The sequence below is a fragment of the Streptomyces sp. NPDC050658 genome (genome assembly GCF_044457025.1).
GTDB lineage: Bacteria > Actinomycetota > Actinomycetes > Streptomycetales > Streptomycetaceae > Streptomyces.
On record NZ_JBITGM010000008.1, the window covers coordinates 150,696 to 167,669 of the forward strand.

Annotated in this window: 15 protein-coding genes; 6 read left to right on the forward strand and 9 right to left on the reverse strand. The window is 70.8% G+C overall.

Features of this window, described 5'->3' with window-relative positions:
• Window positions 1–113: 113 nt before the first annotated feature.
• Window positions 114–584: a redox-sensitive transcriptional activator SoxR gene (gene soxR / locus ACIBKX_RS26720; RefSeq protein ID WP_363274974.1), complete on the forward strand. Its 471-nt coding sequence runs from the start codon at window positions 114–116 to the stop codon at window positions 582–584.
• Here soxR and ACIBKX_RS26725 read toward each other — a convergent pair.
• A complete protein-coding gene (locus tag ACIBKX_RS26725) occupies window positions 538–1,863 on the reverse strand; it encodes a solute carrier family 23 protein (protein ID WP_363274973.1) in 1,326 nt (441 codons plus the stop codon). The two genes, soxR and ACIBKX_RS26725, sit on opposite strands and share 47 nt — an antisense overlap.
• Window positions 1,864–1,867: 4 nt before the next feature.
• Window positions 1,868–3,028: an aryl-sulfate sulfotransferase gene (locus ACIBKX_RS26730; protein WP_399376309.1), complete on the reverse strand. Its 1,161-nt coding sequence runs from the start codon at window positions 3,026–3,028 to the stop codon at window positions 1,868–1,870.
• A 102-nt stretch (window positions 3,029–3,130) separates the two neighbouring features.
• Between ACIBKX_RS26730 and ACIBKX_RS26735 the strand changes: the two genes are divergently transcribed.
• Both ACIBKX_RS26735 and ACIBKX_RS26740 read left to right on the forward strand, forming a co-directional pair.
• The gene (locus tag ACIBKX_RS26735; protein WP_363274971.1) at window positions 3,131–3,715 is read left to right on the forward strand and encodes a helix-turn-helix domain-containing protein; all 585 of its coding nucleotides are present in this window, start codon (window positions 3,131–3,133) and stop codon (window positions 3,713–3,715) included.
• 77 nt (window positions 3,716–3,792) lie between these two features.
• The gene (locus ACIBKX_RS26740; RefSeq protein ID WP_363274970.1) at window positions 3,793–4,605 is read left to right on the forward strand and encodes a hypothetical protein; all 813 of its coding nucleotides are present in this window, start codon (window positions 3,793–3,795) and stop codon (window positions 4,603–4,605) included.
• On the opposite strand, the gene ACIBKX_RS26745 is transcribed toward ACIBKX_RS26740, so the two are convergent.
• Window positions 4,551–5,279, reverse strand: a complete 729-nt coding sequence (locus tag ACIBKX_RS26745; protein WP_363274968.1) for a 3-keto-5-aminohexanoate cleavage protein — start codon at window positions 5,277–5,279, stop codon at window positions 4,551–4,553. The genes ACIBKX_RS26740 and ACIBKX_RS26745 overlap by 55 nt on opposite strands.
• Before the next feature lie 28 nt (window positions 5,280–5,307).
• Between ACIBKX_RS26745 and ACIBKX_RS26750 the strand changes: the two genes are divergently transcribed.
• Window positions 5,308–5,826, forward strand: a complete 519-nt coding sequence (locus ACIBKX_RS26750; protein WP_363274967.1) for a hypothetical protein — start codon at window positions 5,308–5,310, stop codon at window positions 5,824–5,826.
• Window positions 5,827–5,845: 19 nt separating this feature from the next.
• Here ACIBKX_RS26750 and ACIBKX_RS26755 read toward each other — a convergent pair whose 3' ends face one another.
• A complete protein-coding gene (locus ACIBKX_RS26755; RefSeq protein ID WP_363274966.1) occupies window positions 5,846–6,454 on the reverse strand; it encodes a hypothetical protein in 609 nt (202 codons plus the stop codon).
• Window positions 6,455–6,714: 260 nt separating this feature from the next.
• On the opposite strand from ACIBKX_RS26755, the gene ACIBKX_RS26760 reads away from it, so the two are divergent.
• Window positions 6,715–9,528, forward strand: coding sequence for a penicillin acylase family protein (locus ACIBKX_RS26760; RefSeq protein ID WP_363274965.1), 2,814 nt, complete (start codon window positions 6,715–6,717; stop codon window positions 9,526–9,528).
• A 12-nt stretch (window positions 9,529–9,540) separates the two neighbouring features.
• Here the strand turns inward: ACIBKX_RS26760 and ACIBKX_RS26765 are convergent, their stop codons facing one another.
• Entirely contained in the window at window positions 9,541–10,854 is a 1,314-nt protein-coding gene (locus tag ACIBKX_RS26765; RefSeq protein WP_363274964.1) for a serine-threonine protein kinase, read from the reverse strand.
• 74 nt (window positions 10,855–10,928) lie between these two features.
• Complete coding sequence (locus ACIBKX_RS26770; RefSeq protein WP_363274962.1) at window positions 10,929–11,519, reverse strand: hypothetical protein; 591 nt, start codon at window positions 11,517–11,519, stop codon at window positions 10,929–10,931.
• Window positions 11,520–11,711: 192 nt separating this feature from the next.
• Between ACIBKX_RS26770 and ACIBKX_RS26775 the strand changes: the two genes are divergently transcribed.
• Window positions 11,712–12,731, forward strand: coding sequence for a LysR family transcriptional regulator (locus ACIBKX_RS26775; RefSeq protein ID WP_363274961.1), 1,020 nt, complete (start codon window positions 11,712–11,714; stop codon window positions 12,729–12,731).
• Between the two features lie 86 nt (window positions 12,732–12,817).
• Here the strand turns inward: ACIBKX_RS26775 and ACIBKX_RS26780 are convergent, their stop codons facing one another.
• From ACIBKX_RS26780 to ACIBKX_RS26790, 3 genes are all read right to left on the reverse strand, one after another.
• Window positions 12,818–14,071 (reverse strand): MFS transporter, encoded by a 1,254-nt coding sequence (locus ACIBKX_RS26780; RefSeq protein ID WP_363275047.1) that lies wholly within the window; start codon window positions 14,069–14,071, stop codon window positions 12,818–12,820.
• A gap of 164 nt (window positions 14,072–14,235) precedes the next feature.
• Window positions 14,236–15,540 carry an erythromycin esterase family protein gene (locus ACIBKX_RS26785; RefSeq protein WP_363274960.1) on the reverse strand — a complete coding sequence of 435 codons (1,305 nt, stop codon included), beginning with the start codon at window positions 15,538–15,540 and terminating at the stop codon, window positions 14,236–14,238.
• A gap of 108 nt (window positions 15,541–15,648) precedes the next feature.
• Window positions 15,649–16,911 (reverse strand): DUF1343 domain-containing protein, encoded by a 1,263-nt coding sequence (locus tag ACIBKX_RS26790; protein ID WP_363274959.1) that lies wholly within the window; start codon window positions 16,909–16,911, stop codon window positions 15,649–15,651.
• Window positions 16,912–16,974 lie beyond the last annotated feature (63 nt).

Below are 16,974 nucleotides of genomic sequence, written 5' to 3' on the forward strand. Positions count from 1 at the left end.
CCTGGCCTCCTCAAAGTATTCGTACTAAGCGCTTGCTCAGCATGCTGTGTGCGCCGACGTGTGTCAACGGACCGGCGATCAGTTCCGATCGGCGGGCGATTAGGGTCTGAGGGGTGCCCCAGATCCCAGAGAAGATCCACGAACTCACGGTCGGCCAGTTGTCCGCCCGCAGCGGCGCCGCGGTGTCCGCCCTGCACTTCTACGAGTCCAAGGGCCTGATCAGCAGCCGCCGCACCTCGGGCAACCAGCGCCGCTACCACCGCGACGCGCTGCGTCGCGTCGCCTTCGTGCGCGCGGCCCAGCGCGTCGGCATCCCGCTCGCCACGATCCGCGAGGCGCTCGACTCGCTCCCCGAGGAGCGCACGCCCACCCGCGAGGACTGGGCGCGCCTCTCGGAGACCTGGCGCTCCGAACTGGACGAGCGCATCAAGCAGTTGGGGCGGCTGCGCGATCACCTCACGGACTGCATCGGCTGCGGCTGTCTCTCCCTGGAGAACTGCGTGCTCTCCAACCCGGACGACGTCTTCGGCGAACGCCTCACGGGTTCGCGTCTGTTGGCGGAGCGTCGCTCTTCGTCGGAGTGACGGGGTCTTGCGCGCGAGGCCGTCCGTCGGGCCCGAGACGGCGGAAGACGGCGCCGAGGATGACGGCGGCGAGCGCCCCGGCGGCCACTCCGCTGCCGAAGACGGTGTGTGCCCAGGACGGCAGGCCCGCGTACATCTCCGGGGCCGTCACCGGCAGCAGCCCCACCACCAGGGCGAGCGCGACGACGACGCTGTCGGTGCCGTGCGTCAGGTCGACCCGCGAGAGCATGCTGAAGCCGAGCACCGCGATCACCGCGTAGATAACCAGGCCCGCGGCGCCCACCACCGGCTCGGGGATCGCCGCGAGCGCGCGGGTCAGCGGCGTGAACAGCCCGCAGAGGACGAGCAGCACGCCCGCGCCCGCCGTGACGAACCTGCTGCGTACGCGCGTCAGTTGGACGATGCCGATGTTCTCGGCGCTGGTCACCATCAGCGACGTACCGAAGACGCCGGCACCCAGTGAGACCAGGGCGTCGGCGCGGGCGATGCGCGGCACGTCGCGGCCCGCGTCCGGGGTGCGGCCGACCGCCTCGCTGTTGAGGACGGTCTGCCCGGTGGCCTCGGCGAGCGAGGCGAGCGCGAAGACGAGGAGCGGGATCGCGGCGAGCAGGTCGAAGTGCGGGGCGCCGTAAGGGAACGGGTCCGGCAGGGCGAACGCGGCACCCGACGCGAGATGGATGTCCGTGCCGAGCAGCAGCGCGACGACGGTGCCCCCGGCCAGGCCGAAGAGCACCGCCATCTGCCGCCACACGCCGCGCAGCACGAGGAAGAGGACCGCGATGACGCCGAGCGTCGCGAAGCCGGGGGCCGGGTCCGACGCCACCATCGGCGCCGTCACCTTGATCATGTTGATGCCGATCAGGACGACCGTCGTACCCATCACGAGCGGCGGGAAGAGCCGCACCACCCTTCCGTAGAAGGGCAGTACGCAGATCAGGAAGGCCGCGGCGAGCAGCACCGACCCCGAGGCGGTCGCGGGCCCGTACTCCTTCGCGATCTGCAGGAAGATCGCCACCGCGGCCCCGCCCGGCAGCATCAGGAACGGCAGCCGCGCGCCGACCCGCAGCGCCCGCACGCCGAGCGACTGGAGCAGCGCGCCGATCCCGCAGAGCACCAGCGTGGCGCTGAGCAGCGAGGCGGTCTGCCCGGCGGTGAGCCGCAGCGTCGTGCCGATCAGGATCACGGAGGAGACGGGGGCCGCGACACCGGCGAGCAGATGCTGGACGGCGAGCGGGGCGAGGCGTGGCAGCGGCAGGCGTTCGTCGACGGCGGCGGCCACCGGGTCAGCCCTTCGCGGAGTCGTGCGCCGAGGGCGGAGTGTCGTGGGCCGGGGTCAGCCAGGGCAGTTCGGGCGCCGCGTAGCGGTAGGCGCGGAAGACGGCGTTGGGTTCGGAGGGGAAGAGCTTGCGGACCTCCTCCTCGTCGTAGCCGCCGAAGTACGGCACGACGTACTCCCAGCAGAGATAGCCGTCGGCGGTGACCTCGAAGAGCCGGCCCGCGGGGGAGTCGGTGACCAGCGTGTTGCCGTTCGGCAGCCGCTGGGCGCTGCCCATGAACGGCGCGAAGAACGACTCGCGGGCCGGGTCGTGGTACTCCCAGGCGATCTTGCCGCTCGACCGCTCGATCTCGATGACGCGGCTGAACGGCACGTCCCAGTGCGGCCGGAAGACGCCGTTGTCGAAGACGAGGAAATTGCCGTTCGGCAGCTCGGTGGGGCAGTGCTGCTGGGAGACGACGCCGGGCTCGGAGCGCCAGATGATGTCGCCGGTCTCGCGGGAGATGACGACGACCGCGGAGACCGAGCGGAAGCTGGCGAGGATGTTCCCGTCGCTCGTCGGCAGGACGCTGTTGATCAGCGGGTAGTGCTCGCGGGCGTAGTCCGGGTGCAGCGGGAAGTCCTCGCGGCCGAGGTGCTCGGAGACCTTCCACTCCCAGGTCCTGTTGCCCTCGGCGTCCACCTCGACGACGGTGTCCGCCCAGACGGTGCCGCCCTCGGCCTCGGAGCCGGGCACGCCGCCCCGCACGGCCGCCGCGTCGGCTCCGGTCAGCGGCTCCAGGGCGGTGTAGAGCAGGCGCCCGTCGCCGTAGTGGTGCGCGTCGTGGTGCTGGAGCGGGTCGCGGTGCTCACGCAGGACCGTGCCGTCCGGGGCTATCTCCTGCATGATCCCGCCGCGGTACTTGTGCCACATCGGGAAGAGCGCGGGCTCGTCGGGGAGTACGCCGTTGTAGGCGAGGTTCCCGTTCGGCAGGATCCGCGCGTGCCGGCCGGGCCGGTGCGGCAGGTTCCACTGGTGTACGACCTCGCCGCGGAGGTCGATCAGATAGACCTCGCCGCGGCCGGTGAGCGGCGCGAAGAGGGTGTAGCCGCCCTGGCTCGCCTCCTCGTCCAGGGCCATCAGGCCGGTGCCGCGCCGGCGGCGCTGATTCTGGTCCACGCGGGCCATGTCGATCCCGTCCTCTCGGTCCATGCCTGTCGGCAGTCGACTGCTCACTTAACTTTCTTAAGTGGTGCTGAAGACATTAACCCAAGGGATAGGCTGGGCGACATGGGTACGACAGATGACGCGGACACCCCGCAGGTGGGCCCCGGGATCCGCAGGCTGCGCCGCGCCCTCGATCTGACGCTGGCCGACGTGGCGGCGCGGGCGGGGGTCTCGGCGCCCTTCCTCAGCCAGGTGGAGAACGGCCGCTCCCGGCCCAGCATGGGATCCCTGCAACGCATCGCGGACGCCCTCGGCACCACGGCCGTCCAGCTCCTCGCGTCCGCGGAGGCGCCGCGCCCGGTCGACGTGGTGCGCGGCGACTCGGCCGCCGTGCGCGAGGGCGAGGGCAAGCGCGAGGCGCGGATGCGCCCGCTGGTCCGCGGCCATCAGCGGCTGCACGCCCTGGAGTTCACCGGCGACCACGACTGGGGACGCGAGTTCCGGCATCGGGGCGACGAGGTCCTGTACGTCGCGGACGGCTCGGCGGAGGTGGAGGCGGCGGGCTCGGTCTACCGCCTGGGGCGCGGCGACACCCTGTACTGCGCGGCCGAACTCCCCCACCGCTGGCGCCCGTTGGAGGAGGGGACGCGGGTCCTGGTGGTGGGCATCGCGGACCATGTCCAGGTGACGGACGACACGGGCCGCTGACCACCGGGAACCGTCTCTGGTAGCGTCACGCTCTTCGGCGGCGCCCGGGCGCCGCCGGAGTCACGTCAGGACCGCTCATGACCACCGCTTCCGCCCCCTCGTCGCCCTCCTCTCCCGCCCGCGACCTCGACGCCGCGCTGGCCCGGATCCGCTCCGTCTTCGACGGGATGACCGCCGCCCCGGACGAGGAGGGCTGTACCTACTGCTACGGGGAGCAGGAGATCGCGCTGCTCAGACAGCCGCGCGTCGAGCTTCCCGAGGATCTGCTGGTGCAGGTCTTCCACGAGGTGCCCGACCATTTCACGGACCATCCGGCGGTGATCCGCAGGCTGCTGCCGCAGTTCGCCGGACATCTGGCGGCCGGGCGGTTCGGCGGGCTCGGGTACGGGGCGACGGGACTCGGACGGTGCCGCTGGCCGCAGTGGCCGGCCGAACAGGCCGATGCCATAAGGAAGTTCATCGACGCCTGGTGGGCCGCGTGCCTCACGGACGAGTCGTCGCCGTACGACATCACCGACGTCTTCGCGGTCTGCGCCGACATGGGCGGCACCATCACCCCGCTCCTGGAGTACTGGGCGCGTCAGCCCGTCGGCGGCCGGGCCGACGAGCTGCTGCGCCGGGCCGTCGAGTGGTGGATGCCCGAGCTGTTCAGCGACCTGCCGCAGCTGATCATCCCCTGGTGGTACTGGCCCGATCCGGACGCGCCGGTCTTCGACTTCTTGCCCGAGCCCCTCCCCGAACTCCAGGCCTGGCTGGCCGTGCACGCCCCGGAGCGGCTGCGCGCGGTGGGCGCGACGGAAGGCCTGTGCGTCCAGATGCGGCTGCTGGCCCTGCCCTACGACGCGCGGTGGGACGACCCGTACTGGGACAGCCCCGAGGCCACCAACTGAGCGTTGGACACCGCCCGTTCCCCGTCCGGCAGGAACAGCGTGTCCTCCAGGCCGACGCGGGTCGCGAGGCCGAGCCGGCCCGCCAGGCGGAGCACCGGCCAGGCCCCGCCGTCCGCGCCGTGCAGCAGGACCGGGCGGCCGTGCGCCGGGCCGATCTCGGCGAGCAGCGCGCGGGCCGTGTCCGCCGCCGTGCCGCCATCAGGGTCCATCACCTCGGCGAGCACCCGCAGCACACGGGGCCCGAGCTCCGACGCGGCGAAGCGCGCGGGGCCGTCCGTGCCGGACCAGAGCCCCGCCTCCACCGCCACGCCCCGCTCGAGCAGCGCCCGCGCCACCGCCTCCGCACCCGGCTCGTGCCAGTTGACCGAGGCGTGGTCGGGCAGCACCGTCCAGGAGCGGATCCTGGCGACCCGCCGGTCAGGATCCGTTTCGGCCCACGCGCCGGTGGTCACCCCTATAGGTACGGAGGTCACGGCACGCAGCGCCGCCAGCGTGGCCGCAACCGCACGCGGGGACAACGTGTCTTGTCCACAAGGGGACTTGGGATGGACGTGGACGTCCCTGGCCCCGGCCCCGACGGCCGCCGCCACGGAGTCGGCCATCGCCCCGGGCGACACCGGGACCACCGCACCATCGCCCGCGCCGCGGGCGCCGTTCACACAGAGCTGCATCACCACAGGACAACACACAGGGGGAGGGCCGATGGGAATCGCCGTCTGCTCGTTGAAGTGGGAAGCCGCACGGACCGGACCGCAGAAGATCACGTACGACAGCGACGGGTACCACCTCGTGCGGTTCCCGTACGACGATGCCGAGGAGTCCTACGACCCCTGGCACATGCACGACCCGGCCAAGGGCGGGACCCGCCCCTCGCAGTTCCCGGACAGCCGCTCCGGGCTCATCTGGCCCAGCCACGAGGGCTGGGGCACCCTCTCCGCGATGATCTTCTGGAAGCCGGACGACCGGCCCACGGAGTACCGCGCGCGGTATGTGCGCGATCCGCTCGGCGGCTCGACGGGGTACGACTCGACGGCCACCACGGACTGGGCGCCGACGCGGGGCGGGCAGTACCGGACGTACACCTGGCAGATGTTCGTGCGTCCGGGGACGCCGGTCGGCCTGAAGATATCGGCGCGCGGCGTCGGCGACGTGAAGATCGCCGCGCCGCTCATGCTCGCCGAGTTCAAGCTGGCCGTCCAGACGGACGTGGCGACTCCCTGACGGGACCCGCCGGCGGGGCTCAGGCGGAGACCAGTGGACGTTCGTGCCGGGTGCGCGCCCGTGCCGTCGCCGCGGGCGTGAGCACGGGGATCGGCACCACGATCCCGCAGTTCGTGCAGACGGGGCCCGACGAGGGTTCGTGCGCCAGGCCGTGTATCCAGAGCAGATCGGGCCGGGCGCACACGGGACAGCCGGTGCCCGGTTCCCGCTCCAGGGCCGCGATCAGCCGGCGGAGCACCTCGGCCAGTGGTTCGGAGGGGTGCACACCGGGGTCGTCGCACCAGGCGACCCCGCAGCCGCCCCAGGTGTAGCGGTGCCAGTCGTCCAGGCTGCCCGGCCGGCGGAGCCCGTCGTGCTTCTCCTTGCGGCGGCGCTCCGCGAAGCCCTCCTCGTAGGCGAGCCAGACCGCCCGTGCCGCCTCCAGTTCGTCGAGCGCGGCCACCAGCCGCGCCGGGTCGGGCGAGCGGTCCTCGGGCCCGAAGCCCGCACGGGAGCAGAGATGGTCCCAGGTCGCCCGGTGGCCGTAGGGGGCGAACCTCTCCAGGCACTTGCGCAGCGAGTAGCGCCGTAGCGCCAGATCGCTCTGTGGATCGCGCACCTGTCTCGCGAGACTCCGGAATCCGGCCATCGCCCTGCACCTCCGTCGCACGTTCTCGGACGTTGCCGAGTAGACGTATCGACACGCGATTCGGCTCCCTCGACTTCCATCCGATTTTCGATGGCTGACATAAGGCGGCGGTGAGCTGTCGCTGTGTGGCCGGTGAGCTGGGGCGATGTGGCGGTTCTGAAAAGGCGACGGTTGTTCATCTTCCGGGTTTGGCAACCCGTCAGTAACCTCCGCTCCAACTCCCTTACGGAGGAGCCCAAGAGGAGCACAGAGGAGCACCTATGCGACGACGCATCGTCCGGCTCAGAAGCCTCACCGCCAGCGCGGCGCTCGCCCTCGCCGCATCACTCCTCGCCCCCCAGCCGGGGGCGGCCGCCGAGGAGCCGGCGCCGGCGGCCGACTACTGCGAGGGGCAGTGCGCGGACATCCTGCCGCCCGGCGCGAACGGCGACGCCACCCTCGCCCAGATCCTGGCGCACCGCATCCTGGGCACCAGACCCGCCCACGCGGACGACCAGTTGGGCCCGTACGACGCGCTCTCCTCCGGCTATCCGTCGCTCACCGACGACAAGCTGACGGAGTTCTTCAACGACGCCTCCTTCGGCGTCCGGGAGGACCAGGTCGCCTCCGTCACCCGGCCCCGTGACGACGTGACGATCACCCGGGACAAGAAGTACGGCGTCCCGCACATCAAGGGCACGACCCGCTACGGCACCGAGTTCGGCGCGGGCTTCGCCGCCGGGCAGGACCGGCTCTGGCTGATCGACCTGTTCCGGCACATCGGCCGCGGCCAGCTGTCCTCGTTCGCCGGCGGCGCGCCCTCCAACCAGGGCATGGAGCAGCAGTTCTGGCCGCAGGCCCCGTACACGGAGCAGGACCTGGAGCAGCAGGTCGAGTACATCAGGACCACTCAGGGCGAGCGCGGCAAGCAGGCCATGGAGGACGCGCAGGCCTATGTCGACGGGCTCAACGCCTACCGCGAGAAGTCGAAGAAGGGCCGCTACTTCCCCGGTGAGTACGTCCTGACCGGCAAGATCGACGCGATCACCAACATCGGCGAGATCGAGCCCTTCAAGGTCACCGACATGATCGCGCTCGCCTCGGTCGTCGGCGGCCTCTTCGGCAACGGCGGCGGGGGAGAGGTCGAGTCCGCGCTCTCCCTCCTCAAGTCCCAGGAGAAGTACGGCGTCGAGAAGGGCACCAAGGTCTGGGAGTCCTTCCGCGCCCGTAACGACCCCGAGGCCGTGCAGACCATCCACGACGGCACGAGCTTCCCGTACGCGGGCAAGCCGGAGAAGGCGCGCGGCACGGCCATGCCCGATCCGGGGTCGGTCGAGCGCGAGCAGCTCGTGTACGACAAGGAAGGCGGCGCCGCGACCGGCGCCAAGGACCCGGTGAAGGCGCCCAAGAAGCTCAAGCCGCTCCAGGGCATGTACGACAAGGGCGTGCTGCCCTCGGACCTCTTCCGGCAGGACGGCCACAAGAAGGGCATGTCCAACGCCCTGCTCGTCTCCGGGAAGCACACCGCGAGCAAGAACCCCGTCGCCGTCTTCGGCCCGCAGACCGGCTACTTCGCCCCCCAGCTCCTGATGCAGCAGGAGCTCCAGGGCCCCGGCATCAGCGCGCGCGGCGTCTCCTTCGCGGGCGTCGGCATGTACGTCCAGCTGGGGCGCGGCCAGGACTACGCCTGGTCGGCGACCTCCGCAGGGCAGGACATCACCGACACGTACGCCGTCGAGCTGTGCGAACCGGGCGGCGGCACGCCCACCAAGCAGTCGGCCGGCTATCTCTACCGGGGCGAGTGCACCCCGATGGAGAAGCTGGAGCGCAAGAACGCCTGGAAGCCGACCATCGCCGACTCCACGGCCGCCGGCTCCTACCGGATGCAGGTCTTCCGCACGAAGTACGGCGTCGTCACGCACCGCGCGACCGTCGACTCCAAGCCCGTCGCGTATGTCTCGCTGCGCTCCACCTACCGCCACGAGGCCGACTCGATCATCGGCTTCCAGATGCTCAACGACCCCTCGTACGTCAAGGACGCGGCGAGCTTCAAGAAGGCGGCACAGAACATCAGCTACGCCTTCAACTGGTTCTACGCCGACTCCCGCGACATCGCGTACTACAACAGCGGCGCCAACCCCGAGCGGGCCGCCGGCATCGACCCCGCCCTTCCGGTGAAGGGCCAACAGTCCTATGAATGGCGGGACTTCGACCCGAAGGACAACACCTCCGCGCAGACGCCGCCCGCCGAGCACCCGCAGTCCGTCAACCAGGACTACTACATCTCCTGGAACAACAAGCAGGCCAAGGACTTCAGCACGGCGGGCTTCGGCGTGAGCGCCGTGCACCGCGGCGATCTCCTGGACGGGCGGGTGAAGAAGCTGACCGAGGAGGGCGGCGTCACCCGTGCCTCGCTCACCCAGGCCATGTCCGAGGCGGCCGTCACCGACCTGCGCGGCGAGCAGGTGCTGCCCGAGCTGTTGAAGGTGCTCCGCAGCAAGCCGGTCACCGACCCGCAACTCGCCAAGGCCGTGCAGCAGTTGGAGGCCTGGCGCAAGGCGGGCGCCCAGCGCAACCAGACGTCGGCGGGCTCAAAGACGTACGCCCACCCCGACGCCGTACGCGTCATGGACGCCTGGTGGCCGCTGCTGATCGAGGCCGAGTTCAAGCCGGGCCTGGGCAAGGAGCTGTACGACGCACTGACGGCCCAGCTCTCCACCGACGAGGCGCCGTCCGCCGGTCACGGTCCCACCGGGGCGCATGCCGGATCGGCCTTCCAGTACGGCTGGTGGGGCTACGCCGACAAGGACCTGCGCGCGGTGCTCGGGCAGCCCGTGGAGGGGAAGCTCGGGGACGCCTACTGCGGAGAGGGCAAGCTCGACGCATGCCGTGACACGCTCCTCGCCACCCTCGCGCAGGCCGTCGCCAAGCCCGCGACCGAGGTCTACCCCGGCGACGCGAGCTGCGCGGCGGGCGACCAGTGGTGTGCGGACTCGGTCATCCACCGGGCGCTCGGCGGCATCACGCACGGGCCGATCCAGTGGCAGAACCGGCCGACGTACCAGCAGGTCGTCGAATTCCCCAAGCACCGGTAGCGGCCAGGGAGTTCACGACGAGGCGATCCGCCCTGCGGCGAACACGACACGCGCCAGCTCCTCGTGGCAGATGTCGCTGTGCGCGCCGGAGGGCGGACCGCCGCGCCGCACCACCGCCGAGGCGTCCACGCTCACACACCCCTTGGCGGGGAACGCCCGGCCCAGCTTGACGCGCCTGGCGCCCTCCACGGCCCGGATCCCGTCGTAGCCGATGGCGCCCCAGCGCTCCCACAGCCCCAGGAACGTGGACGAGTCACCGGCGATCTTCGAGGCCAGCGGATAGAGCTTGCCCAGGGCGTCGTCGTGCCGCGAGTAGCAGGACACCAGCGGTCCGTCGATCCGCTTCTGTACGCCGTGCAGCGCGCCGCCCCTTCGCGGGTCGTGCGGCAGCCGCTCGGCGAACGCGTAGTGCGAGAAGGCCCCTTGGAGCAGCGTCGTCGACTTCACCCCGCGCACCGAGGCGGGCATCCCGCGCAGCGCGAACGACACGAGCCGCGCGCCGAAGCTGTGCCCGATGAGATGCACCCGCAGCTCGGGCGCCTCCCGCGCAAGGAGGCCGACCGTGGGGCCGAGGCCGAGCTGCCCCACCGAGCCCGCCCTGCGCTTCATCCCGTAATAGCTTGCCTGGCGCAGGAGTTCATGGGCCCCGTTCCACAGCCGTTTGCGCAGGCTCCCGAAGAGTTCCTGCTGCCCCGTGCCCTCCATCGCCGCGGCCAGCAGCTCGCACACCTCGACCGCGTCGTCGGTCAGCATGGCGGGCTCACCGCCCCAGATGTCGTCCGCGAACCGCCGGGCGGGGCTGCCTTCGCGTACGGCCACGAGATCGCGGACGAGGCGGCCGTACTCGTAGAGCCGGGACCGCACGGCGGAGCGCTCGGCCAACAGGGCGCCGATGCGGTCGAGTTCGGCGTCGTGGCCGGGGAACGTGCGGCCCAGCAGCCGCCGGGTCGGATCGTCGAGCAGAGGTCCGGCGCCCGCGCCCGCGACGGTGACCGAAGGCTCGAAGTCCGGGATGCGCTCGTCGGGGAAGCGGATCGCGGGCCAGATCACGCCCACGTATCCCATGCGCACGCCCCGGCCCGCCAGTTCCCGGCAGGGCGCGAAGAACCGCCGGTAGAGGGCGGTCGCCATGTCCTGGTCGTTGTTCCAGCCGTGCGCGAGGACGAGCAGATCGGTGACGCGCTCGCGGGACACCTCGCCGAGGAGGCGGTCGCGCTGCGCGGTGTCGACGTCGCCGTCGGCGTCGAAGGTCAGTTCCCAGTAGGGCTCCACGCGGGCATCGTCCTGCGGGCCGGGGGAGCTGACCAGATGTCCGGCGCCGCGCACCTGCCGTCCGTACGCGATGGGGCAGGTGCCCGTCCCCCGACGGGCACCTGCCCCATGCGGTCACCGGCCGTCGGCTAGCCGGTGGCCTTGCGCCCCCGCGCGAAACGGTTGACCGGCGGCAGCCAGCACAACACGATCGCCGCGACGGCCGTCAGGAGGGCGACGAGGCTCGTCATGACCACCGCGTCGGGCTCGTAGTCGCCCATGATCAGGATGTGCGGGAAGACCGCGATCACGGCCGACACCGTGATCAGGACACGGGCCCAGGTGGCGGCGCCCTTGCGGGCGGCGAGCGCGAAGATCAGCAGGCAGACCGCGGTGAATATCGCGAAGCCCGCGCGCGCCGACAGTGTGCCGGCCCGGTCGCTGACCATCTCGTCCCAGAGCGGACCGGACAGCGCCTTGATGTCCGCCGCGGTCGTCCCCGAGGGCAGCCCGACGATGTCCGGGTGGTCGTGGATGACGTCGTTGATGTTGTCCTCGGCCATGTCCTCGCCGCCGGCGAAGACCATGACCGCGCCGATGATGGCGGCGACCGCGGAGAGGACCGTTGTCCACACCAGGGCGGTGAGGGTGCCGGGTCGCCTGACCGCGCGGCCCGCACGGCCCTGCGGGCCCGCGGGGTGGGGGCCGGGGTGCGCGGGTGCGGCCTGGTATTGGCTCACGAGCGTAAGTCTCCTTGCAGAGATGTCGGGGTGATCGGGATTGGCTCGACCATTCCACGGGTACCGGGAACGCATCCAGGTTTTTCTGGAAGAAATCGCCAGATAATTTGGGGTGTTCTCCGGATCAGTTTCCGCGGCGGCTATGCTGCAATGCCGTAAAACACAAAGGAGTCGGAGAGCGAGTCGCCGAGCATGGCCTTATCCGGTCCGCAGCAGTACCCCACGGAGCTGCTGGACACCACGATGGATCAATTACGTACGCTGCTCGCCGTGCACGAGACGGGCACGGCACTCGCCGCCGCCCGGCAGCTGGGCCGCGAGCAGTCCAGCGTGCAGAAACAGCTGGACACGATGAACCGCACCTTCGGCGCGCTGTGCGGCGAGGCCCTGGTCCTCAAGCGGGGGCGCGGCAAGGACGTCCTGTTCACCCCCACCGGCGAGACCCTCGTCGACCTGGCGCGGCGCACGCTCGGCCAGTGGACCGACGGTCTGCACGACGCGCGCCGCCGCCTGGGGCGTACCCTCTCGGTCGGCTCCACCCGCTACACGCTGGGGTTTCTCCTCGACGCGGTGGAGCGGGTGAGTGATGCCTACGAACGCCGCGGCGTCGACCTGAAGGTCACCCACGTCCGCACCGGCGATCTCTTCGCCAAGCTGCGGTCCAAGGAACTCGACCTGGTCTGCGGCAGCGTGGTCGTCATCGAGGGCGAGGAGGCGGAGCTCGATCCGTACGAGGTCATCGAGTGGCGGCGCAGCGGACTCTCGCTGCTCACGAACCTGCCGGCCGACCGGCTTCCCGGCCCCGAGGTCGGCGCGAGCGCCCTGCCCGAGCTGCCCCTTGTGGTGTCGGCGGGCGGTCTGATCGGGCGTTTCCTCACCTCCTGGTACGGCGCCGACTACCGCAAGGAGCTGTCCATCGCCGCCGAGATAGAGGCGGCGCACTACGGCTTCGAGCTGCTGCGCTCGGGTGTGGTCAGCGGGGCGATGCTGGTCACGCGGGGGATCGCGGAGGCCGCCGAGAGCGGCAGCCTCCCGGAGGCCGGGGGGCTGCGGCGGCTCGACGTGGTGGGCGACACCGGTCCGCGGACCGAGGTGCTCGTGGGTGTCTTCACCCGGCGCGGCGACCGCGATTCCTGCGAATCCGGACATCCCCTGAACCTGCTCTGGGACGCGCTCGCCAAGGACAATGAACGATGGTGGCTCAGTCCCTGAATTCTCCATTCCGGATATGACCGGAGTATGTGGTCTAGACGTGTGGAGAATTCATGTCCCGAGCCCTTCGTATTGTCTTTATTCGGTTATGCAAGGTCCCGTTCACGGGTTTCCGGCAGCGCGAGTACACACAGCACGGACACAACGGCCATGGCGCTCACGTACCAGCCGACGGACGAGGAGCCGAAGGCGGACTGCAGCCGCGTCGCCACCAGCGGCGAGACCGCACCGCCGAGGACCCCGCCCAGGTTGTACGCGAGCGAGGCGCCCGAGTAGCGCACGTTCGTGCCGAACAGCTCCGGCAGATAGGCGCCCATCGGCCCGTAGACCACGCCCATGCAGAAGAGCGCGCCGCCGATGGCCAGCGCCATGAGCACCGGCTGCTCGGTGTCCAGGAGCGGGAAGAGCACCAGGCCCCACACCACCGCGAGCCCACTGCCCGCGAGGATCAGCTTGCGGCGCCCGGCGCCGTCGGAGCGGGTCGCGGCGAGCCAGGTGCCGGCCGCGAGGAAGAGACAGGCGACCAGCGAGAGGCCGAGCATGGTGTTGCGGGAGACGCCCAGATTGCCGGTGGCGTAGGAGAGGCAGTACGTCGTCGCCGTATAGAAGAGCCCGTACGCGACGATCATCCCGCCCGCGCCGAGCAGCAGTTCGCGCGGATGGCGGCGCAGCACGTCGAGCGCGGGGACCTTGCTGGCCTCCTGGGCGTCCATGACCTTCGCGAAGACCGGCGTCTCGCTGATCCGCAGGCGCACGAAGAGCCCGACGCCGACGAGCAGGAAGGAGAGCAGGAACGGCACACGCCAGCCCCAGGTGCGGAACGCGTCGTCGGAGAGCACGGCGGACAGCAGCCAGAAGACCCCGGTCGCCGCGAAGAACCCGACGGACGGGCCGAGTTGTGGGAAGGCGGCGTACAGTCCACGCTTCTTCTTCGGCGCGTGCTCCACCGCGAGCAGCGCGGCCCCGCCCCACTCGCCGCCGAGCCCGATGCCCTGCAGGAAGCGCAGCAGGATCAGCAGCAGCGGCGCCCAGATGCCCAACGTGTCGTAGCCGGGCAGGAGTCCGACGAGCGCGGTCGAAAGCCCCATGAGCAGCAGCGAGGCCACGAGCACGGACTTGCGCCCGACCCGGTCGCCGAAGTGCCCGAAGACGACCGACCCGATGGGCCGCGCCGCGAACGCCACCGCGTATGTGGAGAAGGAGGCGAGCGTGGCGTTGACCGGGTCCAGGGTCGGGAAGAACGCCTGGTTCAGGACGAGGGCGGCCGCCGTGCCGTAGATGTAGAAGTCGTAGAACTCGATGGCCGTCCCGATGAAGGAGGCGACGGCCACGCGGCGCAGGCTCTCGGGACTGCCGTCCTGCTCGGGCCCGGCGTCCTGCTTGGGCCCGGCGTCCTGCGGAGTCTTCTCCGGTGAGATGTCGTCTGGTGAGATTTCGCTGTGCACGAGCGGCACTCTCACGTTGGATGTATGGGCCAGTCAATAGGTGGGACGGCGCGTCTCGATCACTGAGACTGGCGGTGAGCTGCGGTGACCCGGTTCAGATGGATGAGGATGTCGTGCGAGGGCGCGAGCCGGATCTGGTACGGCCCGTCGGGCCACCCGGAGCCGATGCTGCGGGTCACCCGGGCCCTGCTCAGCCAGGCGCGGGAGGGTCCCGGCAGGGCGCGCATGTCGACGAAGTAGTCGTCGAAGCGGACCCTGTCGAGCGTGTGCTCGTTCATGCCGCGCGTGGCCGGGCCCACCGAGACGGACTTCCACGGGCCGTTGTCGGGACCCTGTGCCATGAACGCCCCCCGGCCGAACGTGAACCCCATGCTGACGTACCGCCTCCCGAACTGCTCACGCAGGAAGGCGCCCTGCATCTTCGGGTAGCGCGGGTCATAACTCTCGTACGCCACATGGGCGTTGTGCGCCGAGAGGAGCACCTTGTCGCCGGTGAACCGCTGCCACCAGGCGGTGTTCGCCGCCATGATGCGATCGCGGTACAGCATGGCGTCCTTCGATCCCTCGGGGGTGTCCAGGGCGAAGGCGTAGAGGTCGGCGGTCTGGGAGACGGAGCGAGCGTGCTGGAGCACGAACTGCCCGTCCTTGCCTGAGGGGTGACGCTTCTTCAGGAGCCGGTACGCCTCCTGCGCCCGCGCGGCCAGCTCGCGCCGCTCCTTCAGCGGCCGGGCCATGTAGGTGTCCCCGTCCGCGAGGCGGCGGATCGGGGCGTACAGCTTCGTGAGGCGGGGGAGCAGATCGGGTTCGTGCGCGCGGGCGTAGTCCGCGATCCCGTCGAACAACTCCCCGCCCAGCTCGGGGTAGTTGAGATCATTGCCCATGAAGCGGAGCTGCCGGTCGGGGTGCCGGTCGTTGTACGCGCGCATCCAGCGCAGCAGCTCGACGTGCTCCTCGGTGTCCCAGGGCGTCTTGGCGAGCTCGTCGTGCACGAGCCCGCGCACATCGCCCTTCCCGCCGCGTACGTACGCGTCGAAACGCAGGCCCGTGGTCCAGCTCACCTCCTGGGCGAAGGTGGTGAAGCCCTTCTCCTTCACGAGGTGGCGGAATACGCGGTCCTTCATGGTGAAGAACTCGTGCGAGCCGTGCGTCGCCTCTCCGAGGCCCACCACCGTCGCGTCGCCGACCATGTGGTTCAGCGGTCGCAGGTCGCGGGTGTCGCCGCCGGGATCCGTGGAGCGCAGGGGGTGGGCGGCGCGCTCGATCGCCGGGACGGGGTCCGTCGCCGCGACGGCCTGCGGGGCGACCAGCGCCGCCGCTCCGGCCAGCAGCAGGGGGACCGCCGCCCTGCGCGTCATGGGTGCCATGCGGAACTCCTCAACTCCGGTGGGACGAGCCGAGGATCATGTTCTCCGCCGGCCGGGCGGGGGCGCCATCCGGTGGGCACCCCTCTCCCCGGTAGGGCCTGCACCCCCTCAGCGGTACTGCAGATACCGCCTGCGCACCTCACGGAACCGCGTCAGATCGTCCTGCCAGGCGGCGGTCACCTCGTCCGTGCTCGCGCCCGCGTCGATCAGCGTGCGGACGCTCGTCGAGCCCGTCAGTTTGTCGATCCAGTTGTCGGAGCGCCAGGCGAAGCCGCTCCAGGTCTTCTTGGCGGTCACGAGCAGCGCGATGCCGGTGCGTACCGGGTCGTACGACTCCCGGTCGTGGACGTGGAGTTGGACGCCGCCGATGGTCTTGCCCTGGAACTTGGAGAACGTCGGCGCGAAGTAGGCCTCTCTGAAGTGCACGCCGGGCAGCCTCAGTTCGTTCGCGGCCGCCGCCCACCTGCGGTCGATGCCCTCCGCGCCGAGCAGTTCGAAGGGGCGGGTCGTGCCGCGCCCCTCGGAGAGGTTCGTGCCCTCGAACAGGCAGGTGCCGCTGTACACCAGGGCGGTGTCGGGGGTCGGCATGTTCGGGCTCGGCGGCACCCACGGCAGCTCGGACGCGTCGTGGAAGTCCCCGCGCTTCCACCCCGTCATCCGCACCGTCTCCAGCTCGACGGGCCGCTCCAGGAACTCGCCGTTGAAGAGCAGCGCGAGCTCCGTCACCGTCATCCCGTGCGCCTGCGAGATCGGCTGCCGCCCGACGAACGTCGCGAACTCCTTGTGCAGGACGGGCCCGTGGGCGCCGCGCCCCGTCACCGGATTGGGCCGGTCGAGCACCACGAACCGCTTGCCCGCCAGCTCCGCCGACTGCATGCAGTCGAAGAGCGTCCAGATGTACGTGTAGAAGCGCGCCCCCACGTCCTGGATGTCGAAGACGATCGTGTCGACGCGCGCGGCCGTGAAGATGTCGGCGAGCGCCTGACCGCTCTTCTGGTACGTGTCGTAGACGGGAAGGCCGGTCGCCGGGTCGTCGTGGCGCCCTTCTGAACCCCCGGCCTGCGCCGTCCCCCGGAAGCCGTGCTCGGGGCCGAACACGGCGACCAGGTCCACGCGCTCGTCGGCGTGCATCACGTCGACGATGTGGCGTACGTCTCTGGTCACGCCGGTGGGGTTGGTGACGACACCCACCCGCTCGCCGTCCAGAAGCGCGTATCCGTCGGCGGCGAGCCGCTCGAAGCCGGTCCGCAGCGGCCGCCCGTGGCCGGAGCCGCCGCCGGCCGCGGAGGCCGGGGCGGCCGAGGTGAGGGCGGCGGTGGTCGTGGCGGCCAGCAGGCCGCGTCTGGACAGACTGCGTCGGGACAGGTTCATGCAGAGACCTCCGTGAGCGCGGTGGCTGTCATGGCCACGCACGCTAGCGCGCGGGCCCCCGAC